Source organism: Bacillus sp. B28, from assembly GCF_029536185.1.
GTDB classification, from domain to species: domain Bacteria; phylum Bacillota; class Bacilli; order Bacillales; family Bacillaceae; genus Bacillus; species Bacillus halotolerans.
In genome coordinates this window covers 2,054,600-2,080,874 of record NZ_CP120511.1, presented here as the reverse complement: position 1 = coordinate 2,080,874, position 26,275 = coordinate 2,054,600, and the positions used below count along the sequence as shown (strand labels likewise).

General features: G+C 47.3%; 3 protein-coding genes. All 3 read left to right on the top strand.

Annotated elements, in window-relative coordinates:
- Positions 1 to 25 precede the first annotated feature (25 nt).
- Genes fenD through fenA form a run of 3 tightly spaced genes read left to right on the top strand, consistent with a single transcriptional unit; the run spans position 26 to position 26,244 of the window.
- The gene (gene fenD / locus P3L57_RS09995) at positions 26 to 7,741 is read left to right on the top strand and encodes a fengycin non-ribosomal peptide synthetase FenD (protein ID WP_069486275.1); all 7,716 of its coding nucleotides are present in this window, start codon (positions 26 to 28) and stop codon (positions 7,739 to 7,741) included.
- A 16-nt stretch (positions 7,742 to 7,757) separates the two neighbouring features.
- Positions 7,758 to 15,422, top strand: a complete 7,665-nt coding sequence (fenE, locus tag P3L57_RS09990; RefSeq protein ID WP_264797742.1) for a fengycin non-ribosomal peptide synthetase FenE — start codon at positions 7,758 to 7,760, stop codon at positions 15,420 to 15,422.
- 25 nt (positions 15,423 to 15,447) lie between these two features.
- Positions 15,448 to 26,244 carry a fengycin non-ribosomal peptide synthetase FenA gene (fenA, locus tag P3L57_RS09985; protein WP_264797741.1) on the top strand — a complete coding sequence of 3,599 codons (10,797 nt, stop codon included), beginning with the start codon at positions 15,448 to 15,450 and terminating at the stop codon, positions 26,242 to 26,244.
- The last annotated feature ends 31 nt before the right edge of the window (positions 26,245 to 26,275 follow it).

The window sequence follows — 26,275 nt, the reverse complement described above, 5'->3', positions numbered from 1 at the left end:
CTTTTGGAAAAGGTGTGTGGAATTGATGACGCAAGCAACACAGATCCAAGATATTTATCCGTTATCGTACATGCAGGAAGGGATGCTGTTTCATTCACTGCTTGATTTCAGCTCTAAAGCCTATGTGGAACAAACCTCGTTTACCATTACAGGCAGCCTGTGTATCGATTCGTTTCAAAAAAGCTTAAATCTTCTTGTTTCCCGATACGATATTTTCAGAACCATATTCATTAAGGAGGTTCCAGACCTCACTGGGCCGCAGCAAGTTGTGCTGACAAACCGGGAATTGACCGTACAAAGGGAAGATCTTTCTCACCTGAAACATGATGAGCAGCTTGCTCTGATAGAAGACTTTATGCAGCAGGACCGGGAAAAAGGGTTTCACTTGCAAAAAGATCCGTTAATGCGGCTCACGCTTTTTGATAGAGGAGACAGCACATATACATGTGTCTGGACGCATCACCATATCATCATGGATGGCTGGTGCCTGGGCATCATCCTCAAAGAATTCTTCAGCATGTATGACTCACTTAAAAATAACAGGCCTGTACAGCTCGATAGCACGGTGCCGTACAGCCGTTATATTGAATGGCTCGGAGAACAAGATCAAGAAGAAACCGCTGCATACTGGAGAGATTATCTGCAGGAGTACGGCAATACCGCTTCTATTCCCAAACTAAAAAGCCGCTCAGCGAACGGGGAATATGAAGCCGCAAATATCCGTTTGTCTTTAGAGCCGGCTATCGTTCAGAAATTGACAGCAGCTGCTCAAAATTGGGGAGTTACATTAAACACTTTATTTATGAGTCTATGGGGTGTTCTTCTCCATCGTTACAACGGTACGGATGACGCGGTCTTCGGCTCTGTTGTTTCCGGACGTCCGTCAGCGATTGACGGGATCGAGTCAATGGTCGGCTTGTTTATTAACACTGTTCCGGTGCGTATTCGATCTGCAGAGAAAATGGCATTTTCTACGCTTGTCAAATCCGTGCAGGAGGATACTTTACGTTCTGAGCAGCATGGTTATTATCCGCTTTACGAGATTCAAAACAGCAGTGCTTTGAAGCAAGGATTGATCGATCATATTCTTGTCTTTGAAAATTATCCTGTACAGCTTCAGCAGGCAGTCAATAGGCAAAGCGAAAATGACGAAAACGCATTGAAGCTTGATGACATTTCTATGTCAGAACAAACCAGCTATGACCTTAACGTTGTCATCGTTCCAGGTGAATCATTTTATATTAAATTCAGCTACAATGCCGCCGTTTATGAACGTGAAGAGGTGCTTCGGATTCAGGGGCACCTCATGGAGGCAATGGATTGTATTTTGTCAAATCCCGATATTGCTGTCGACAGCATCAACATTGTGCCTACTGAAGAACGAAAGCTCATTCAATCGTTTAACGAAACGGAGCGCCATTATCCAAATAAAACGCTATCCCAATTATTTGAGGAACAGGCTCTCAAAACACCTGACGCGGCTGCTTTGAGAATGGGAGATGAGTGCCGGACATATCGGCAATTAGATGAAAGAGCCAATCAGATTGCACACGCCCTGATAGAAAAGGGAGCTGGATCTGGCGGGATTGTCGCTGTGATGATGGAACGGTCAATGGACATGGCTGCTGCCCTGCTTGGAATTTGGAAAGCCGGAGGCGCTTATCTGCCTCTTGATCCAAGTTATCCGAAAGAGCGGCTTTCTTTTCTGCTGCATGACAGTCAAGCAGCTCTCTTACTGACAGAAGAAGAACTTATTTCATCCATCCCGTCAGGCTATGAAGGCAGTATTGTGACATCAGGACATACAACACATTACAGAACGGATTCTCCTGATGCATCGATTGGTGAGCTTGCCTACCTGATCTATACGTCAGGAACGACAGGACGGCCAAAAGGAGTGCTCGTTGACCATCAAGGAATTGCAAATACCTTGCAGTGGAGACGGGAAGAGTACGGCATGAGCGAAGGGGATACAGCACTTCATCTGTTTTCCTATGTTTTCGACGGCTGCGTGACGAGCTTGTTTACTCCGCTTCTGTCCGGCGCATGCGTGTTGCTGACAACAGATAACGAAGCGAAGGACGTGCTCGCCCTCAGACGGAAAATAGCTCAATACAAGGTTAGTCATATGCTTATTGTTCCTTCCTTGTACCGGGTGTTATTAGAAGTGCTGACTGCTGAAGATGCAAAAAGTCTTCGTATCGTGACATTTGCGGGCGAGGCAGTGACTCCCGACCTGCTTGAGACCAGCAGAAAGATTTGTCCCTCCGCTGAACTTGCAAATGAATATGGACCGACAGAAAACAGTGTGGCAACAACAATCCTTCGTCATCTGAACGAAGAAGAGAGAATCACGATCGGACACCCGATCGCCAATACAAAAGTATATATTTTACAAGGAGAGCAGCTGCAGCCGATAGGCGCGGCGGGTGAACTGTGTATTTCCGGCGCGGGTCTCGCACGGGGGTACTATAAGCGGACAGAGCTAACAGAGAAAGCATTCACAGACCATCCATTCCTTAAAGGGGAACGCTTATATCGAACCGGGGATGCAGGGCGCTTCCTGCCTGATGGCACGATTGAATATATTGGACGTTTTGATGATCAGGTAAAAATCAGGGGATATCGCATTGAATTAAGTGAGATTGAAACTGTTCTTCGGCAAGCATCTGGAGTGAAGGAAGCTGCAGTGCTGGCCCGTGATGTTTCTGATGAGGAAAAGGAACTCGTTGCTTATATCGTTCCGGAAAAAGGAAACGGCCTTCCGAATCTGCACCAGCATCTTGCCGGTACATTGCCGTCCTATATGATTCCCGCAAGCATCATCAAAATCACTCAAATGCCGTTAACATCCAGCGGGAAGCTCGACCGTTCCGCACTTCCGGAACCAGAAAACACAACTAGCTTAACGTACATGCCGCCACAAACCTTAATGGAAACGGAACTGGCACGCATTTGGGAAGAGGGGCTGAACAAAAATCAAATCGGTATTCGCGATGATTTCTTTCAATTAGGCGGACAGTCCTTAAAAGCAGCCACACTCGTATCACGAATACATAAACGGCTGAATATCGAGCTGCCGCTCAGTGACGTTTTTTCTTATCCGACCGTGGAAAGCATGGCAGCCAAACTGATGAGTTTACATGAGCATGCTTTTATGCAGATTGAACCTGCGGATTTTAGAGATGTTTATCCGCTGTCTTTCTCGCAAAAAAGATTATACGCTCTTTACCAGTTGGCAGATGACAGCACAGGTTACAACATGCCGGCGGTACTGGAACTGCGAGGACATCTGGATCGCGGGAGATTGAGAAAAGTTCTCACAGAGCTTGTGAATCGGCATGAATCATTGCGTACGGCATTTGAACTGAACAACGGAGAGCCAGTGCAAAAGATTCATCCGGCGCTGACAGCTGATCTGAAAGAGCTTGAAATTGACTCAGAGCAAATGCTGCAGTCTGCGATCTCGTCCTTTATCAAACCGTTTGATCTTACCGCGGGACCGCTTTTTAGAGCAAGCTTGATTTCTCTCGAAAAAGAAAGAGCCTATTTGTTGCTTGATATGCATCACATCATTGCTGACGGAATCTCCATGAGTACACTCGTCCAAGAATTCACTGATCTTTATTGCGGAAAAGAGCTTCCAGCTTTAAACCTGCATTATAAGGATTTTGCGGTTTGGCAGCAGGAGAAGTTTCCGGAAACGCATTACAGCAAACAGGAGGCCTACTGGCTGAAGCAGCTTGGCGGCAGCCTTCCAGTATTGGATTTGCCGCTTGATAAAACGAGGCCGCTTCTGCCTGATTTCAGCGGCGGAACATTTGAAGTAAACATTGATAAAAGAACGGCGGAAGAACTGCACCGCTTGATGTTTGAAACGGGAACGACGATGTATATGCTCCTTCTGGCTGTCTATTCCATCATGCTTTCCAAACTGAGCGGGCAGGAGGATATCGTTGTCGGCTCGCCTGCTGCCGGGAGACCGCACGCTGATCTGGAGCGAGTCATCGGGATGTTTGTCAATACATTAGCTATGCGATGCCAGCCTGAGGGCCGCAAAACGTTCAGCTCTTATTTGCAGGAAATTCGCGAACTTGCTCTGACTGCATACGAGCATCAGGATTATCCTTTTGAAGAGCTCGTCAATAAGCTTGAAACGAAACGGGAGGTAAATCGCAATCCGCTGTTTGACGCGATGCTCGTGCTTCAAAACAGCGAAGATTTCCAGTTTGAAGTGCCTGGTTTATCTATCTCGTCTGTAACCCCGTCACACAATGTATCTAAATTCGATTTGACATTACACGCTGAGGAGCATTCCAATGGCATTCGCTGCCGCTTCGAGTACAGTACCGCGCTGTTTGAAGAAGAGACCATTGCAAGATGGGCTTCTCATTTTATTGAGCTGGTGAAAGGAATAACGTCTGATATCCATATGAAGCTTTCGGAAATGCAATTGCTATCTGCTCCAGCGCGCGAACTGCTTCTTGAAACGATGGGTCAGTATGCTGACTATCCAAGAGATGAAAGCATCGTTCGTTTATTTGAAAAACAAGCAGCTGAACATCCCGAACATACCGCAGTCGTATGCGATCATATACGGCTGACTTATCGGGACCTGAATGAAAAAGCAGAACGGACAGCGACTATGCTGATGAAACAAGGAGTCCGATCCGGGGATATCATCGGTTTAATGTTTGATCGATCGCCTGATATGGTGATTGGCGTTTTATCTATTCTAAAGGCCGGAGGGGCATACTTGCCGATTGACCCTGAATATCCTCAAGAACGCATCAGCTTTATGCTGAATGACAGCGGGGCGAGAATTCTCCTGACAGAGCACGGACACAACAAGCCGGCGGATTACCATGGGCAAATTTTATACCTGAATGACGCCGAAAACGAATTGATTTCGCCTGATTTGAAAGCGCAAGAAACATTAGCAGACCAGCCAGCTTATGTGATTTATACATCTGGAACCACTGGGCAGCCAAAGGGCGTCGTTGTCGAGCACCGTAATGTGATTAGTCTATTGAAGCATCAGGACCTGCCTTTTGATTTTGGCAGTGAGGACGTTTGGACTTTATTTCATTCATATTGCTTTGATTTCTCAGTATGGGAAATGTTCGGAGCGTTGCTGAATGGAAGTACGCTGGTTGTTGTCTCCAGAGAAACAGCCCGCGATCCAAACGCATTCCGCCTATTGTTAAAAAACGAAGGCGTCACAGTACTCAATCAGACTCCAACTGCTTTTTACGGACTCATTCATGAAGAAGAAAACCATACGGACCGATTACATGTGCGATACGTTATTTTCGGCGGAGAAGCTTTACAGCCCGGCATGCTTGTAACCTGGAACGAGAAATACCCTGATACTGATCTGATCAATATGTACGGCATTACTGAAACAACTGTACATGTGACATATAAGAAATTGTCCTCAGCTGATATAGAAAAAAATAAAAGCAATATCGGAAAACCGCTGGCAACCCTTCAGGCTTATGTGATGGATGCTCATATGAATCTACAGCCTACAGGAGTTCCAGGAGAGCTGTATATTGGCGGAGAAGGTGTAGCCCGGGGATATTTGAACAGAGATGATCTGACCGCGGCCCGATTTGTACCTAATCCTTATCTTCCGGGAGACAGATTATACCGAACCGGAGACCTTGCAAAGCGTCTGGCAAGTGGAGATCTGGAATATATGGGCCGCATTGATGATCAAGTAAAGGTGAGAGGACACCGCATCGAGCTCGGTGAAATCCAGGCGTCTCTGCTTCAGCTTCCAATAATTAAAGAGGCTGCTGTCATCACAAGAGATGATGAACAAGGCCAATCCGCTGTATATGCTTACTTGGTTGCGGAAGATGGACAGGTCGTAAATGAAGCAGATATCAGGGCTGCCCTGAGAGCCGTTCTGCCTGATTTTATGGTGCCTGCCCGCTTGATCCAAATTGACAGCATCCCGCTGACGGTTAACGGCAAGCTCGACCAGAAAGCCCTGCCGGAACCAGATAAGCGCGCTCAAGCTGAGAATGATATCAGCCCTAGAAATGAGATTGAAAAGGCGATGGCTGACATTTGGGAGGAACTGCTCGAAGCGGAGGAGATAGGTGTCAGCGCGAATTTCTTTGAGCTTGGAGGGGATTCAATAAAAGCGTTGCAGGTGTGTGCACGGCTGAAGCAGCGAGGCTATGAAACGACAGTGCGTGAGATGTTTGAGCATCAGACGCTTGGTGAACTGTCCGCCCGCGTTCGAAAAGCCGTACGCGTAATTGACCAAACGCCAGTCGAAGGCGAGTTGCCTTGGACACCTGTACAGCAATGGTTTTTCTCACAATCATTGGAAACCCATCATTTTAATCAATCTGTCATGCTCTACCGGGCTGAACGGTTTGATGACATTGCACTCAGAAATGTACTGAGAAGCTTGGTGACTCATCATGACGCACTGAGAATGATATGCCGTTACAAAGATGGCAAGCCTGTACAGGTTAACAGAGGAGCAGATCTTCCGGATGAGGAGCTATATGCCTTCGATCTGTTTGATATAAGAGATCATCGTTCAAATACAGCCGGAAATGCACAGGGCTTGTCAGCCGAAGCACACAAACAGATTGAAGAAATGGCAAACCAAATTCAGCGAACTATTCGACTGGAGACTGGCCCTTTGCTTCATGCTGGTTTGTTTAAAGCCGAAGATGGAGACCATTTGTTTCTGACGATCCATCACTTAGTCATTGATGCCGTTTCATGGCGCATTTTATTTGAGGATTTTTCAATTGCTTACGAACAGGCAGTGTCAGGAAAGCCCATCGTACTGCCCGAAAAAACGGATTCATATTTCACTTATGCACAAACATTGGCTGACTATTCAAAGAGCCGTCGTCTGCAGCGTGAAATCGCGTATTGGAATGAGCGGGAGGACCGGCATATTGAGCGTATTCCCACAGATCATACGATCACATCGAACTCATTCAAAGATACAGAAGTAATTGATTTCGAGCTGTCTCGTGAAGATACAGAATTGCTGTTAACTGCTGCAAACAATGCATACAACACGGAAACGAATGATATCCTTCTGACTGCTTTAGGCCTAGCTTTGCAGGAATGGACGGGCTTTGATCATTTCAAAATCAGTATGGAGGGCCACGGCAGAGAAGATTATCTTGACAATATTGACATGAACAGAACTGTAGGCTGGTTCACTTCAATTTATCCTGTATGGCTTGATATGAGTGATTCTGACCATACGGATGAAGGTGAGCGGCTAGGACGACACATTAAACAGACAAAAGACATGCTGCACCGCATACCGCATAAAGGCGCAGGCTATGGAGTGCTGAAATATATCAATAAGATATGGGATTCTGAGTACAGCGACCCGGAAATCAGCTTTAATTACTTAGGCCAGTTTGATCAGGATGTTCAATCAAAAGCTTTTGAGATTTCTGATATTAAGACAGGGAATGAAATCAGCCCGGATTGGGAGCGTCCTTATGTGCTTGATATCAGCGGAGCCGTTTCATCAGGATGCCTGCACATGCACATTATTTATAACCGTCTTCAATTTAAGAAACAAACCATACAAGCATTAGCCGATCATTTTAAACATGCGCTTGAAAACATGATTCAGCATTGCACGGGCAAAGAAAACCGCGAATGGAGTGCCGCTGATTTTACTGATGAGGATTTAACGCTGGAGGATTTAAGTGAGATTATGGGGGCCGTCAACAAACTATAAGAGAGGAGATTCATTGATGCCGCAGCAACCCGAAATACAGGATATATATCCCTTGTCTTTTATGCAGGAGGGGATGCTTTTTCATTCGCTGTATGATGAACAGTCGAGAGCTTATTTTGAACAAGCGTCTTTTACAATCAATGGGCAGCTTGACTTAGACCGTTTCCAGAAAAGTATGGACGCTGTTTTTGACAGGTATGAAATCTTTCGAACAACTTTTATCTACAAAAATGTAGCCAAACCTCGTCAGGTGGTGCTTAAAAACCGTTCTTGCCATGTTCATTTTGAAGATATTTCTCATCTTAATGAGAGAGAGAAAGAACATTGTACAGAAGCATTCAAGGAACAAGATAAAAAAAGGGGCTTTGATCTTCAGTCGGATGTACTGATGAGAATATCCGTTTTAAAATGGGCGCCTGAGCGTTACGTATGCATCTGGAGCCATCACCATATTTTAATGGACGGATGGTGCTTAGGCATCATCATTAAAGACTTTCTCCACATTTATCAAGCGCTGGGAGAAGGGCGGCTTCCATATTTGCAGCCAGTTCAGCCGTACGGAACGTATATTAAATGGCTGATGCAGCAGGATCGTGAAGAGGCAGCTGCATATTGGAAAAAGCGGCTGCAGCATTTCGAGAAAGCTTCTTCTTTGCCAAAAAGAAACGAGCAAGTATCAGAAGGTGAATTACAGCAGGTCACGTTTACCATCTCTGAAAAAGAAACGTCCGATTTGCAGAAAATCGCAGCAGCATCCGGTGCAACGCTTAACACCGTTTTCCAAGCTTTGTGGGGAATTTTGCTGCAAAAATTCAATCGCTGTGACGATGCCGTGTTCGGATCAGTCGTCTCAGGCAGGCCCTCTGAGCTGGAGGATGTAGAAAATATAGTCGGCCTTTTTATCAATACCATCCCCATCCGGGTCCAAAGCAAAGCTCTTTCTTTCTCTGGCCTGGTCAGCCGGATGCAAAAGGAAATGACTGAAGCAGAAGCATACAGTTATTTCCCTCTATATGACATTCAAGCACAGAGTGCTCTTAAACAAGAGCTCATTGATCATATTATCGTGTTTGAAAACGTGCCGACCCAGCAAGAAATTGAAGGACTAAACCAGACTGGATCGTTCGGTTTCTCAGTGGAAAACTTTGCGATGGCGGAGGAGACTAATTATGGTTGCAGCGTCAAAGTGATTCCAGGCCGCACATTGTTCGTGCGCATCAATTTTCATACAGGTTTATATGAGCCTGGCATAATAGCTGAGATAAAAGATTATTTACAGCATATGATTTCAGCTGTTATCTCTGATCCTTCTCTTCCTGTTTCAAAGATGACGTTACTAGATCATGACAAAACACAGAAAATGGTTGCTGAATATAATACGACGGGAGCTGTTTCAGCGTTAGCTCCGACGCTGCACGGGCTGTTTGAACGTCAGGTGGCTTTGACGCCGGATCGGACGGCCTTACGCTTTTCTGGCGGCTCGCTGACTTACGCGCAGCTTGACATGTACGCCAACAGGCTGGCAGCGCGCCTTACGGCGCATGGTATCACAAAGGAAAGCATTGTTGGTGTTCTAAGCGAGCGTTCGCCGGACATGCTGACAGCCGTTCTCGCCGTATTAAAGGCAGGCGGAGCTTATGTGCCGCTTGATCCTGCATATCCAGAGGAGCGGCTGAGCTATATGCTGAAAGACAGCGGGGCAGCATTGTTGCTGACGCAGCCGGGATTAAAGGCACCTGTTTTTTCCGGAAAGACACTTGAAGTGGATATGACGGCGCTTGCGAATGAAGAATCTGAATGTCACTCTCTTCATCAAGCAGACAGCGATTCTCTCGCCTATGTGATCTATACGTCGGGCTCCACTGGACGGCCGAAAGGGGTCGCCGTGGAGCACCGCCAGGCTGTTTCCTTTCTGACCGGCATGCAGATGCAGTTTCCTTTAGAGGAAGACGACATCATTATGATGAAAACGTCTTTTTCCTTTGATGCATCTGTCTGGCAGCTGTTTTGGTGGACGCTTTCAGGTGCTTCGGCCTATCTGCTTCCGTCCGGCTGGGAGAAAGACCCGGCATTGATGGTAAAAGCCATTCGGGAGGAAGGCGTTACAACGGCCCATTTTATTCCGGCCATGCTGAACAGCTTTTTGGATCAAGCGGAAATAGAGGCACCGAGAAGCCTGAAGCGCGTATTCGCCGGAGGTGAACCGCTTGCTCCCCATACGGCAGCCCGTTTCGCTTCTTTGCTGCCGGAGACATCGCTGGTTCACGGCTACGGGCCGACAGAAGCAACCGTTGATGCCGCATTTTACGCGTGTGATCCTGAGCTGGACAAGAATCGCTTACGCCTTCCGATCGGAAAACCCGTGCCTGGCGCGCGTCTGTATGTATTAGATCCTCATTTAGCCGTACAGCCTGTCGGCGTAGCGGGAGAATTGTATATCGCCGGAGCCGGGGTTGCCAGAGGCTACTTGAATCGTCCGGAATTAACAGAAGAACGTTTTCTTGATGATCCATTTTATCCGGGTGAACGCATGTACAAAACGGGTGATTTGGCGCGCTGGCTCCCAGACGGACAGGTTGAATTCCTCGGCCGTCTGGATGACCAGGTGAAAATCCGCGGCTACCGGATTGAGCCGGGAGAAATCGAAGCGGCGCTCAGAAGCATAGAAGGCGTGCGGGAAGCGGCTGTAACTGTTCGTACAGAAAGCGGCGAGGCGGAATTATGTGCGTATGCGGAAGGGCTCGGAAGAAATGAAGTGCGCAAGCAGCTTGAGACATTGCTGCCGGGCTATATGATTCCTGCTCATATCATTGAGATGGAACAATGGCCGGTTACCCCGAGCGGAAAGCTCGACCGAAAAGCGCTGCCTGCTCCTGACGGAGCGGCAGATCGGGAAACCTATACAGCGCCGAGAAACCTGACAGAGATGAAGCTTTCCCAGCTGTGGGAGGAAGTGCTGAAAAGCGGACCTGTCGGCATTCACGACAACTTTTTTGACCGGGGCGGCCATTCCTTAAAAGCCACCGCGCTTGTCTCCCGGATCGCCAAGGAATTCGGCGTCCAAGTGCCGCTGAAGGATGTGTTCGCCCATCCGACGGTAGAAGGTTTGGCGTCTGTCATCAGCGAAGGAACGGAAAGTCCGTATGAAGCCATTAAGCCGGCAGGAAAACGCGAGACCTACCCGGTTTCCTCCGCCCAAAAGCGGATGTATGTGCTCCAGCAGCTGGAGGATGGAGGCACAGGCTACAATATGCCGGCAGTCTTGGAGCTGGAAGGAAAGCTGGATCTTACAAGAATGGATGCTGTATTCAAAAAGCTGATCAAACGCCACGAGTCACTGCGCACGTCCTTTACAACGGACACAGACGGCGAGCCGGTTCAGCGCATCCATGACGAGGTGCCGTTTAGATTCCACACCTCTGTGCTCGGCGGACAAACTGAACAGGAAGCCGCGTCAGCGTTTATCCAGCCGTTTGATCTCAGCCAAGCTCCGCTGTTCCGAGCGGGGATCGTCAAGGTATCAGACGGGCGGCATCTATTACTGGTCGATATGCATCACATTATTTCAGATGGTGTGTCAGTCAATACGCTCATTCGGGAATTCGGGGAGCTGTACGCCAATCAAGAGCTACCTGCGCTTCACATTCAATATAAAGACTATGCCGTATGGCAGGAGGCCTTTAAAAAAGGAGAAACGTACAAGACGCAGGAGGCGTACTGGCTGAAGCAGCTCGAAGGCGAGCTGCCCGTACTGGACCTGCCGGCTGATTACGCCCGGCCGCCGGTGCGAAGCTTCGCAGGTGATCAAGTCTCATTTACGCTCGATCAAGAACTCACAGCCGGGCTTCACAAGCTCGCACGAGAGAACGGAAGCACCCTGTACATGGTGCTCCTTGCAGCTTACACAGCGTTATTGGCGCGCTTAAGCGGACAGGAAGACATCATCGTCGGGTCACCAATTGCCGGACGTCCTCACAAAGATCTTGAGCCGATACTTGGAATGTTCGTCAACACCCTGGCGCTTCGGGCCCGCCCGGAGGGCGGGAAGCCATTTGCGCAATTTTTGCAGGAAGTGCGCGAGACTGCATTGGAAGCTTACGAACATCAGGATTATCCGTTCGAAGAGCTTGTCGATAAGCTCGGCATGACAAGGGATATGAGCCGAAATCCGCTGTTTGATGTGATGTTTGTGCTTCAGAATATGGACCAAGAATCCATGCAGCTGAAGGACCTGTGTCTCCGGCCCGCAACAAATGTGGAACATCAGGTCTCAAAGTTCGATTTAACCCTATATGCGTACGAGGAAGCTAATGGTTCTATGATGTTTCAAATGGAATATAGCACTGATCTCTATCAGAAAAATACGATTGAAATGTGGCTTCACTATTTAATGAATATGCTGCGCGCCATCATCCAAGACAGCGAAGCAGCACTTGGAACAATACATGTATTGGACGAGAATGAAACCCATTTCCTTATCCATGAACTCAACTGTACAAAAAGAGAGTATCCGAGACATGAAACCATCAGCAGGCTGTTTGAGTTACAGGCTGCACAAACGCCTGATGCCATAGCTGTGGCCGGCGATGAACAAACATTAACGTATAAGGAGCTGAACATCCGGGCAAACAGGATTGCTGCTGTTCTTCGGAGAAAAGGGGTCGGACCTGAAACTGTAGTTGCATTATTGACAACACGAACTCCAGAAATTGCAGCAGGAATGCTCGGCATTTTGAAAGCTGGAGGAGCCTATCTGCCTATTGCTAAGGATCTTCCCGCTGACCGAATATCATATATGCTGTCTGACAGCGGTGCAAAAATACTCCTTCAATCTGAAAAAGCAAACAATCAACGATTAGACTTAGAGCTTAAATGTGAGAAAATCGTCATCGAAGAGATTCAAGGGCAAGGAGAAACGAAGAACTTTGAATCTCCAGCAGGGCCACATTCACTCGCTTATATCATCTATACCTCGGGATCAACCGGCAAACCGAAGGGTGTCATGATTGAGCAGCGAAGTGTGATCCGTCTTGTCAAAAACAGCAATTACATTGAATTTACACCTGAAGACCGGCTTCTGCTGACTTCTTCACTCGGTTTTGATGTCGTTACATTTGAAATACTCGGGCCGCTGCTAAATGGCGCTGCTTTGCATCTAACAGATAAAGAAACATTTCTGGATTCCCATCAGCTTAAGAGATACATAGAACAAAACGGAATCACTACAATGTGGCTGACTGCATCTCTTTTCAACCATTTAACAGAACAGAATGAGAAAATATTTTCCCGGCTCATAAATCTGATTATTGGCGGAGAAGCTCTGTCAGCCAGTCATGTCAATCGAATCAAGCAAGCATGCCCGGAATTGTCAATCTGGAACGGATATGGGCCGACTGAGAATACAACATTTTCGACTTGTTTTCACATTGAAAAACTGTATGAACATTCCATTCCGATCGGCCGGCCGATTGGTAATTCAACCGCATTTATCTTAAATAAATGGGGAATGCTGCAGCCGATCGGAGCTGTCGGTGAACTGTGTGTCGGCGGAGATGGTGTGGCAAGAGGCTATCTTGGTCGACCAGACCTGACGAAAGAGAAATTTGTGCCAAATCCATTTGCGCCCGGCGAACAAATGTACCGTACCGGTGATCTGGCACGCTGGCTACCGGACGGCACAATTGAATATGTAGGCCGTGTCGATGATCAGGTAAAAATAAGAGGGTACCGGGTTGAGCTCGGTGAGATTGAATCAGCGCTTCGTCATATAGACGGTGTCAAAGAAGCAGCCGTATTGGCGCGAACAGGACAATTAGGCACCAAGGAGCTTTACGCCTATATAAGCGTAAAAGAGGGTACTGATGCTGAACAAGTGCGTACTCACCTTTCTCAAATGCTGCCAGGCTATATGATGCCGGCCTATGTGATAGAAATGGATGCTCTCCCGCTCACTGCCAATGGAAAATTGAACCGAAAAGCACTGCCTGAACCAGATATTACATCTAAACAAACGTACGTCCCGCCTCGAAATGACCTTGAAGAACAGCTTGCGATCATATGGCAGGAGGTTCTCGGGACACAGAGGATCGGAATAGAAGATTCATTTTTTGAACTAGGCGGAGATTCAATTAAGGCTCTTCAAGTATCCGCGCGCCTCGGACGTTATGGATGGAGCTTGCATGCAAGCGATTTATTCCGCCATCCCAAAATAAAAGATTTATCAGCAGTCATCCGGAAGACAGAAAGAGTAATAGACCAAGGATCTGTTCAGGGAGCTGTTCCATGGACACCTATTCAGCATTGGTTCCTCTCTCAGGATATAAAAGAAAGACACCATTTTAACCAGTCTGTCATGCTGTTTAGCCCTGATTGTTTGTCGGAAAATGCACTGCGCGCATCATTAAAAAAACTGGCAGAGCATCATGATGCCCTGCGGATGATTTATCGGGAAGATAGCGGACAACAGATGCAAATCAACCAAGATATTCATGAATCCAAACTGTACAGCTTAAGGATTTCTGATTTTTCAGATTCGGGAATCGATTGGGAAACGAGCATTAAAGAAGAAGTGGCAAATCTTCAGCAAAGTATCAATCTCCAACAAGGACCATTACTGCATGCCGCTTGGTTTAAAACGCTGTCCGGAGATTATTTATTTCTCACGATTCATCATTTGGTCGTTGATGGGGTATCATGGAGAATTTTACTGGAGGACCTGTCAGCGGCATATCATCAAGCAGCTTCAGGACAGGCTATACAGCTTCCGCCTAAAACAGATTCCTATCAGGAATACGCACGGCGAGTTCAAGATTATGCCCAAAGCAGCAAGCTGATTCGCGAGGAAACGTACTGGCGGACGGTTGAAGAGGAAAAAGCAGCGGAACTGCCATATGAAATGCCTTATATGGAGAATATGAACAGCAGTGAAAGGGAAACATTGCGCTTTTCACTCACTGAAGCAGACACCGCGGTCTTGCTACAAAAGGTAAACCACGCTTATGGCACAGATACACAAGATATTCTATTGACAGCGGCTTCCTTAGCAATTTGTGACTGGACAGGGGGCAGCAAGCTCCGTATGGCAATGGAGGGACACGGAAGAGAACACATTCTGCCGGATTTAGACATCAGCCGGACGGTTGGCTGGTTTACATCCATTTACCCCGTCCTTATTGACTTTGAAAATCAAGCGGATGAGCTTGGAACCGCAGTTAAAACCGTGAAAGATACATTGGGCCGGATACCGAACAAAGGGGTAGGGTACGGCATGTTGAAATATCTTACACCTCCCGAACATAAAAGCATGGTGTTTTCAAAAACACCTGAAATCGGCTTTAACTATTTAGGGCAGTTCAACGACATAGAAAATCAAGACCGTTTCCGCCCATCCGGTCTTGGGAGCGGTAAGGACATCACTCCTACTTGGAAGCGGGAGCAGCTTATTGAGATGAGTGCGATGGCAGCAGAAAATCAGCTTCATTTTCAGCTCAGCTATCCTCCGGCACGGTTTCACAGGGGTACAATGGAGCGGCTCATCACCATGATTGAATGCTATTTGCAGGATATTATGAAACACTGTGCTGAAAAACAGAACACAGAAAAGACGCTGAGCGATTTCAGCAGCCAATCATTAACGGCAGAGGATTTGGACAGTATATCCAGCTTGGTGGAAGACTTGTAGAAAATCGTGACAGGGAGATATGAACATGACAAAAGCGAATTCAATTCAGGATATTTATCCGCTGTCTTATATGCAGGAAGGAATGCTCTTTCATTCCCTCCTGCAAAAAGATTCACGGGCATATGTTGAACAAGCCTCTTTTACAATAGAGGGCGAAGTCAATTTGCAGTTTTTCCAAGAGAGCATCAATGCTTTAGTAGCAAGACATGACATTTTCAGAACGATTTTCATCAGCCAAAATGTCTCTTCACCTCAGCAGGTTGTCCTGAGGGAACGGACTGTCAGTGTACTGGAGGAGGACATTGCTCATTTAGATGAAGCGGGCCAATCTGCGTTTGTCGAACGAATAAAAGAAAAGGACCGCGCCAAAGGGTTTCATCTGCAAAAAGATATGCTCATGCGCATCACACTTATTCGAACCGGAAAGCGGCAATATACTTGTGTTTGGACCTTTCATCACATCATGATGGACGGCTGGTGCCTCGGCATTGTACTAAAAGAATTCCTTCAGATTTATGCATCAAAAATAAAAGGGGCTCCATTATCATTGGAGCCCGTTCAGCCATACGGAACTTATATCAATTGGCTGATGGAGCAAGACAAAGAGAAAGCTGTTTCCTATTGGGACAATTATCTTTCCGGCATTGAGCAGCAAACCTTGCTCCCGAAGCAGAAAAAAACAAAGAGCACAAGCAGGCAGGAGCAAATTACATTTTCATTTTCAAAAGAAGACAGCAGCAGGCTGTCAGAGCTTGCCGTAAGAGAAGAAGTCACACTCAGTACAATTTTCCATACCCTATGGGGAATTCTTCTTCAAAAATATAACAATAGTGATGATGCGGTATTCGGTTCTGTCATTTCAGGAAGGCCCTCAGACATTGAAGGAATTGAACAAATGGTCGGGCTTTTCATCAACACGATTCCCATACGGCTGCATGGATCAAAAACGCCATTTTTACAGCTCGTAAAAGACATGCAAAAGGATCGCCTTGCTGCAGAAGCATACAGCTACCATCCTCTATACGAGATACAGTCCCGTTCAGCAGTCAAGCAAGGTTTGATTGATCACATTCTTGTATTCGAAAACTATCCGGTGCAGAAAGAAATAGAAATGCTGAACAGCCAGGAGCCTGATTCAGATCTTTTTCAGATTCATAACTTTACAGTAGCGGATGAAACCAATTACAGCTTTTATCTTATGGTGGCGCCAGCGGAAGAAATCCATATAAAAATGAGCTATGATGCAGCACTGCACGACCGATCCTTTGTGCTTTCTGTTAAGGAGCATCTTTTGAACACTGTTTCCCAAATCTTAGATCATCCGCATCTCTCACCCGAAGACATCGATATCACAACAGACACTGAAAAGCTGCAGCTGATTGGGGAAATCAAAGATCACAAACCAGTTTACGAAACCATCCATGCCATGTTTGAAAAACAGGCAGAAAAGACGCCTGACGCGCGGGCTGTGATTGATCAAGCGCATTCTCTGACCTATAAAGAATTGAACGAATCCGCCAACAGATTGGCACGGCATTTGCGGAAAAAAGGCGTTATGAGGCAGGAACCTGTCGCAATCATGATGGAACGCTCAACTGAGTTCGTTACAGGTATTCTCGGTATATTGAAGGCTGGAGGCGCCATTGTTCCAATCGATCCCCATTATCCGTCTGACAGAATAAATTATATTCTGAATGACTGCGGCTGCTCTCATGTCGTTTCACAAGCGCATTTTGCACCTTTGCTTGAGACTGGCCTGAATGTTATCTATATGGAAGATATTCAAATCGAAGACGGCAGCTGCTTACATTCAGTGAATAGTGCGGACGACCTGCTCTATATGATTTACACATCAGGCACAACAGGAAAACCAAAAGGCGTTCAATTTGAACATCGAAATATGGCTAACTTGCTGCAGTTCGAATTCACTCGCTCTGGCATTGATTTTGAAAATGATGTTTTGCAATTTGCAACTCCTGCCTTTGACGTCTGCTATCAAGAAATATTTTCAACATTGCTGGGAGGCGGCACACTTCATATCGTGCCTGAAGCTATAAAAAGAGACGTGCCGCAGCTGTTTGCATTTATAAAAGAGCATCAGACGACTATTGTGTTTCTCCCAACGGCTTTTATCAAAATGATTTTCAGCGAACAGGAATTTGCGAACGCGTTTCCTCATGATGTAAAACACCTGATTACAGCCGGTGAGCAATTAATCGTTTCCAGTCTTCTCCAAGATGTTTTGCGCCAGCGCAGCATGTACTTGCACAATCATTATGGACCTTCAGAAACTCATGTAGTGTCGGCATATACCATACATCCGGGTGACCAAATTCCGGAGTTTCCTCCGATCGGAAAACCGATTGATTGTAGTGATCTGTATATTTTAAATCGCCAAAAACAGCTGCAGCCTCGGGGGGTATCAGGAGAACTATATATTTCCGGTTCAAGTGTCGCCAGGGGTTATGTCAATAACGATAAACTGACGCGAGAGAAATTTTTACCCGATCCCTTCAGGTCCGGAGCGGTCATGTACCGAACGGGAGATGTAGCGAGAATTCGTGAAGACGGCAGCTTTGAATATATCGGGCGAGCCGACGATCAAGTGAAAATCAGAGGTTATCGAATCGAGCCGCAAGAAATAGAAATCGCGTTAATGAATCATCCAGAGGTCAAAGAAGCTGCTATTCTTATCCGGCAAAATCAAGGTGAAGAACATGAGTTATGCGCTTATTATTGCAGTATGCACAGGCTGGATTCCTCGGCTTTGCGACAATACCTGGAAAATGAGCTCCCAGAATATATGATTCCGGCCAAATGGGTCTGGGTTGACAGCATTCCTTTGACGCCGAACGGAAAAGTCGATCAATCAGCTCTTCCAGAACCGGAAGCTTCAATCAGCAGTAATACATACGCTGCTCCGCGGAACCTGTTAGAGGTAAAGCTTTCGCAGCTGTTTGAAGATGTGCTGAAGGAAGCCCCGATCGGCATTCACGACAACTTTTTTGACCGCGGCGGACACTCGTTAAAAGCAACGGTGCTTGTGTCGCGAATCGCCAAGGAATTTCATGTTCAAGTCCCGCTGAAGGACGTATTTGCCCATCCGACAGTGGAAGGATTGGCTCTCATTATCCGACATGCAGAGGAAAATCCCTTTGCGTCGGTTGCACAGGCAAAAGAACAACCGACGTACCCAGTATCATCAGCTCAAAAGCGGATGTACGTGCTCCAGCATCTAGATAATGGAGGAGTCGGCTACAACATGCCGGCAGTTTTAGAACTGGAAGGGAAGCTTGATCGCGAAAAACTGGCTGCTGTATTCAAGGAACTGATCAGCCGGCATGAGCCGCTTCGAACGTCCTTTGTGCCGGGAGAAGATGCCGAGCCCGTACAGCGTATTCACAGTGAGGTTCCGTTCACGTTAAGTGAAGAAGCCTCTGCTGCTGGATTTGTCCGTCCATTTGACCTCAGTCAAGCGCCGTTATTCAGAGCTGGCCTTGTGAAACTGGCAAACGAGAAGCATTTGCTGCTGGTGGACATGCATCATATCATTTCCGATGGTGTATCCGTTCAGCTTTTAATCCGCGAATTCACTGAGCGCTATGCAAATCGGACGCTTAAGCCGTTACGAATCCAATATAAAGATTACGCCGTTTGGCAGCAGGAATTTCAAAAGGGAGACACATACAAAAAGCAGGAGACTTACTGGCTGAGACAGTTTAGCGGTGAGCTGCCGGTGCTCGAGCTCCCAACAGACAAGCGCCGACCGGCAGAACGGAATTTCACAGGCGGCAAAGTTTTATTTCAAATGAATGAAGAAATCACGTCCCGCCTGAAGGAGCTAGCCCGCAAAAATGAGAGCACGCTGTACATGACGCTACTCGCATTGTATTCAGCTTTTTTGTCGCGGTTAAGCGGTCAGGAAGACATCGTGATCGGTTCACCTATTGCCGGACGCCCGCATGCCGATCTTGAAGCAGTCCTTGGTATGTTCGTCAATACATTAGCGCTCCGGACGCACCCAGCCGGCAATAAGACATTTACGGATTTTCTGAAGGAAGTCAAGCAGACAGCACTGGAAGCCTATGAGCATCAGGATTATCCGTTTGAAGAGCTGGTTGATCAACTCGGTGTGCAGCGGGAAATGAGCCGGAATCCGCTGTTTGATACAACACTTGTGCTGCAAAATATGGAAAAGCAAACGCTGAAAATGAATGATTTGCTGCTCAGATGGAACGATTTGCAGCATCCGATATCTAAGTTCGATATTTCCCTGTATGTCACAGAGCATGAAGCTGAGCTGTACTGTCAGTTTGAATACAGTACAGCTTTGTTTGAAGAAGATACCGTTCAAAGGTGGGCCGGCCTTTTTACGACACTTGTGGAAAACACAGTTTCCAGTCCTGACATGGAATTGGACGATATTCCGATCCTGACTTTAGAAGAAGAAAGGTCTTTCATTGACTCATGCCAGCCGCTTGAAGAGACAGGCTATCGGTTGAAACAGACCCTGCACCATGCACTCGAACAGCAAGCGGCAAAAACACCTGACCAACCGGCCGTGATCGTTGAAGACGAAGAGATAACCTACAAGGAATTGAACGAACAGGCTAACCGTGTAGCCTGGGAGCTGATCGACCGGGGAGTAAAAGCCGAAACGACTGTTGCCATTATGGGAAGGCGTTCCCCTGAAATGCTGATCGGGATTTATGCGATTCTAAAAGCAGGCGGTGCTTATCTTCCTATTGACCCGGATTATCCAGAGGAACGGATCCGCTTTTTGCTGAAGGACAGCGATTCTGACATTCTCCTTATTCAATCTGACAATCTAGACATTCCGGCTTTTGATGGAGAAATCGTTCATCTCAGTCAATTAAACAGCGGGCTGAAACGTCGTCTGTCCAATCCAAATGTTGAAGTCTATCCGGATTCTTTAGCCTATATGATTTATACATCCGGCTCTACTGGAAGACCTAAGGGTGTACAGGTTGAGCATCAATCTGCAGTGAATTTTTTAAATTCCCTTCAGTTCCGCTATCCTTTGAACCAATCGGACGTCATTTTGCATAAAACGTCGTATTCCTTCGATGCTTCGATATGGGAGCTGTTTTGGTGGCCGTACGGTGGCGCCTCTGTTTATCTGCTTCCTCAAGGAGGCGAAAAAGAACCTGACATGATATTGAAGGTCATAGAAGAACAGCAGATTACAGCGATGCATTTTGTGCCTTCTATGCTTCATGCGTTTTTAGAATATCTAAAAAATGGCCCTGTACCGATCAAAACGAACAGGCTGAAGAGGGTGTTTTCTGGAGGCGAACAGCTGGGGGCACATCTTGTCTCTCGGTTCTGTGAATTGCTGCCAGATGTTACATTAACCAATTCCTATGGGCCTACCGAAGCTACTGTAGAAGCGGCATTCTTTGATTGCCCGCTGGATGAAAAACTTGACCGCATTCCCATTGGCAAACCTATTCATCATGTCAGATTGTATATTCTGAACCAGAAGCAGAAGATGCTGCCTGCTGGATGTATCGGAGAATTGTATATCGCCGGAGCCGGCGTCGCCAGAGGCTACTTGAATCGTCCGGAATTAACAGAAGAACGTTTTCTTGATGATCCATTTTATCCGGGTGAACGCATGTACAAAACGGGTGATCTGGCGCGCTGGCTCCCAGACGGACAGGTTGAATTCCTCGGCCGTCTGGATGACCAGGTGAAAATCCGCGGCTACCGGATTGAGCCGGGAGAAATTGAAGCGGCGCTCAGAAGCATTGAAGGTGTGCGGGAAGCGGCTGTAACCGTTCGTACAGAAAGCGGCGAGGCGGAATTATGTGCGTATGCGGAAGGACTCGGCAGAAATGAAGTGCGCAAGCAGCTTGAGACTTTGCTTCCGGGCTACATGATCCCTGCTCATATCATTGAGATGGAACAATGGCCGGTTACCCCGAGCGGAAAGCTCGACCGAAAAGCGCTGCCTGCTCCTGACGGAGCGGCAGATCGGGAAACCTACACAGCGCCGAGAAATCTGACAGAGATGAAGCTTTCCCAGCTGTGGGAGGAAGTGCTGAAAAGCGGCCCTGTCGGCATTCACGACAACTTTTTTGACCGGGGCGGCCATTCCTTAAAAGCCACCGCGCTTGTCTCCCGGATCGCCAAGGAATTCGGCGTCCAAGTGCCGCTGAAGGATGTGTTCGCCCATCCGACGGTAGAAGGTTTGGCGTCTGTCATCAGCGAAGGAACGGAAAGTCCGTATGAAGCCATTAAGCCGGCAGGAAAACGCGAGACCTACCCGGTTTCCTCCGCCCAAAAGCGGATGTATGTGCTCCAGCAGCTGGAGGATGGAGGCACAGGCTACAATATGCCGGCAGTCTTGGAGCTGGAAGGAAAGCTGGATCTTACAAGAATGGATGCTGTATTCAAAAAGCTGATCAAACGCCACGAGTCACTGCGCACGTCCTTTACAACGGACACAGACGGCGAGCCGGTTCAGCGCATCCATGACGAGGTGCCGTTTAGATTCCACACCTCTGTGCTCGGCGGACAAACTGAACAGGAAGCCGCGTCAGCGTTTATCCAGCCGTTTGATCTCAGCCAAGCTCCGCTGTTCCGGGCGGGAATCGTCAAGGTATCAGACGGGCGGCATCTATTACTGGTCGATATGCATCACATTATTTCAGATGGTGTGTCAGTCAATACGCTCATTCGGGAATTCGGGGAGCTGTACGCCAATCAAGAGCTACCTGCGCTTCACATTCAATATAAAGACTATGCCGTATGGCAGGAGGCCTTTAAAAAAGGAGACACGTACAAGACGCAGGAGGCATACTGGCTGAAGCAGCTCGAAGGCGAGCTGCCCGTACTGGACCTGCCGGCTGATTACGCCCGGCCGCCGGTGCGAAGCTTCGCGGGTGATCAAGTCTCATTTACGCTCGATCAAGAACTCACAGCCGGGCTTCACAAGCTCGCACGAGAGAACGGAAGCACCCTGTACATGGTGCTCCTGGCAGCTTACACAGCGTTATTGGCGCGCGTAAGCGGACAGGAAGACATCATCGTCGGGTCACCAATTGCCGGACGTCCTCACAAGGACCTTGAGCCGATACTTGGAATGTTCGTCAACACCCTGGCGCTTCGGGCACGCCCGGAGGGCGGGAAGCCATTTGCGCAATTTTTGCAGGAAGTGCGCGAGACTGCATTGGAAGCTTACGAACATCAGGATTATCCGTTCGAAGAGCTTGTCGACAAGCTCGGCGTAACAAGGGATATGAGCCGAAATCCAGTGTTTGATGCGATGTTAGTCGTTCAAAATACAGAGCAACAGACTTTTGAGCTGGCTGACATACAACTCCAGCCGGCCGGCGTTTCTCATCATGCTTCTAAGTTTGATATCACATTGCAGGCTTCTGAGGGTGACGAGCAAATTCATTTGAAATTTGAATATTCGACTGCACTTTTTCAAGAAGCAACGATAAAACAATGGACATATCACCTGACAAAATTGCTGAGTCATATTGTCAAAAATCCGAACACACGTCTTAACAATATCGACATTCTGACTCATGAAGAGCGAAACAAACTGCTGAATGAGTTTAACAGCGGGCAAGAAAATGAACATAAAGTGCAAACAATCGATCAGCTGTTTGAAAAACAAGCAGCGCTGACTCCGAATGCTCCTGCACTCGTCAGCAGAGAAAACACGCTCACCTATCAGGAACTGGACGAATGGTCCAATGGCATTGCATGGGCTCTGCGAGACCGCGGGGTTAAACCGGACACACCAGTCGGAATTATGATGCCTCGTTCATTCAGCATGATTGCAGCCATTCTGGGCGTTTGGAAAGCCGGCGGCTGTTATGTCCCGATTGATCCGGAATACCCGGCGGAACGGAAACGCTATATACTCGGCGACAGCCGAACCAAACTGCTCATCACTTTACCTGCTGCCGACCAAGAAGCACTTGAAGATTTTGAAGGTGAGATATTCGCCATAGAGAACGCGGAGACATACGACGGATCACCGCTTCCGCAAGTGTCACGCCCTCAGCATTTGGCTTATATCATTTACACTTCAGGAACGACAGGCCAGCCAAAAGGCGTGATGGTCGAGCATAAAGGAATAGCCAACACTCTGCAGTGGCGGCGAAATGCTTATACTTTGAATGAGACAGACACAGTCCTCCAGCTCTTTTCTTTTTCGTTTGACGGCTTTTTAACAAGTATGTTTACACCGCTTTTGTCAGGTGCAAAGACAGTGCTGCCTGATGAAAACGAAGCGAAAGATATTTTGTCCATTAAGCATGATCTATCTCATCATCGGATTACACATATGATTATCGTCCCTGTTTTATATCGGGCACTTTTGGACGTCATACAGCCGGAAGATGCGAAGACGCTTAGAGTAGTCACGCTTGCAGGAGAAGCAGCTGACCGGGAATTGATAGACCGCAGCATGGCAATATGCCCGAATACAGAGCTAGCAAATGAATATGGGCCGACAGAAAACAGTGTGGCAACCACAGCCATGAGACATATGGAACGGCAGAAAAACGTATGCATCGGCCGGCCGATCGACAATACTGAAGTGCTGATTTTAAACGGGGATCAGCTTCAGCCAATCGGCGTTGCCGGCGAGCTTTGCATAGCAGGAACAGGGCTTGCGAGAGGGTACGTCAATCTTCCGGAACTGACAGCAAAAACGTTCGTTCAGCACCCATACCAGCCCGAAAAACGGATGTACCGAACAGGTGACGCAGCCAGATGGATGGCAGACGGTACAATCGAATACTTAGGACGGATGGACGATCAAGTCAAAATCAGGGGCCACCGTGTAGAAACGAAAGAAATTGAATCGGTTATCCGCCGTATAAGCGGAGTAAAAGAGGCTGTTGTCCTTGCTCGCGAAACAGCGCCTGCTCAAACCGAATTATGTGCTTACATTGTGGCAGAGCAAGACTTTAATACAGAAATGCTGCGTGCCGAATTAAATAAACAGCTGCCTTTATATATGATGCCGGCGTTTATTCAAACGCTGGACTCGCTTCCTTTGTCACCAAATGGCAAGCTGGATCGCCGGGCACTTCCAGAACCTGCATTCAATCAAGTACGTACATTTCATGCACCGACCAGCGAGATGGAACAAAAACTGGCAGATATATGGGGTGAAGTGCTCGGTGCAGAGAAAATTGGAATTGATGATTCGTTCTTCGAGCTCGGCGGAGATTCCATTAAAGCGTTACAGGTGTCAGCACGGCTTCATCGAATCGGAAAACAAATGTCGGTTAAAGATTTATTCAGTCATTCGACCATTAAAGAACTGGCAGCATATATTCGTGATTCCGATACTAGTGCCAGCCAAGCTCCGGTTGAGGGGGAAGTACAGTGGTCACCGGTTCAGAAATGGTTCCTTTCTCAAGATATAAAAGAGAAACACCATTTTAATCAATCTGTTATGCTGCACCGGAGCACCTCCATCCAAGAAGACGCGCTGCGCAAAACGTTAAAAGCCATCACAATCCACCACGATGCGCTGCGAATGGTGTTCACACAGTCTGAGCAAGGCAAATGGGTTCAATATAATCGGCCGGTCAGTCATTCAGACGACGCGCTGTACAGCCTACAGATCATCAATCTTAAAGGTTCAGAAGTCAATGAATATGAATCTCTGATTAAACATCATGTACGTGACATTCAGCAGAACATCAATTTGGAAAAAGGGCCGCTATTGCAGGCCGGACTTTTCCGTACAGATGATGGAGACTTTTTGTTCCTAACGGCTCATCACTTCATCGTTGACGGCGTCTCATGGCGTGTCCTGCTGGAGGATTTGGCAACCGGATACCGTCAGGCTGTAAACGGAGAAGACATTGATTTGCCGCCTAAAACAAGCTCTTTCAAAGCATATACGGAAAAACTCGCTGACTATGCTGAAAGCCGTCAGCTTATGAAACAGCTCTCATATTGGCGCGAAGCTGAAGAGTATCAGGCAAAAGCACTGCCGTTTGATCAAATGGACGCTCAAACGGCAAATGAGAGAAAACGGGATACAGTTTCATTCTCTCTAAATACAAAAGAGACGGAGGCGCTTTTAAAACATGTCAACAGCACATATAACACAGATACGCAAGATATGCTGCTGGCTTCCGTGATTCTAGCTTTGCGGGATTGGACAAAACAATCCGCCGTCAAATTGTCATTAGAAAGCCACGGACGCGAGGATGTGTTAGACGGCATAGATGTCAGCCGCACGGTTGGATGGTTTACCGCCATTTATCCATTATTCGTCAAACTAGATTCAGACTTGACCGGCAAGGATCAAGAAGAATACTTGGTTCATGTGTTAAAAACAACAAAAGATACACTGAGATGCGTTCCGGACAAAGGATTCGGCTACGGTGTACTCAAATATTTGACCCCGCCTGAGAAAACTGGCGTCGATTTCACCGGCACGGCGGACATCAGCTTCAACTATTTGGGTCAATTTGAAAACAGCCGTACAACTGAAGCGACTGATGAAAACACCTTCTCGTTTTCTCCGCTCGGGACCGGAGAAGATATCAGCACTTCTTGGAACCGTGAGCAAACGCTTGACATCAGTGCGATGGCAGCAGAAGGAAAAATGACAGTCAACATGACGTATGAAACATCCCGGTTCCAGCATAAAACAATCGCACAGCTTTGTGAGAATTGCCATCACTACTTACTGAAGCTGATTGATCACTGTCTGAACAAAACAGAAACAGAAAAAACCATCAGCGATTTTGATGATCATGAACTGACCGAGGACGCGCTCCAAGAAATCGCTGATATGCTCAGTTTTCACTAACTAATGAAACCGTATAGAAAGGTGCAGGCGA

What these genes read in the sequence shown, in the direction of transcription:
- fenD (WP_069486275.1), top strand. Translation starts at nt 26, where the DNA reads ATGACGCAAGCAACACAGATCCAAGATATTTATCCGTTATCGTACATG.
- fenE (WP_264797742.1), top strand. Translation starts at nt 7,758, where the DNA reads ATGCCGCAGCAACCCGAAATACAGGATATATATCCCTTGTCTTTTATG.
- fenA (WP_264797741.1), top strand. Translation starts at nt 15,448, where the DNA reads ATGACAAAAGCGAATTCAATTCAGGATATTTATCCGCTGTCTTATATG.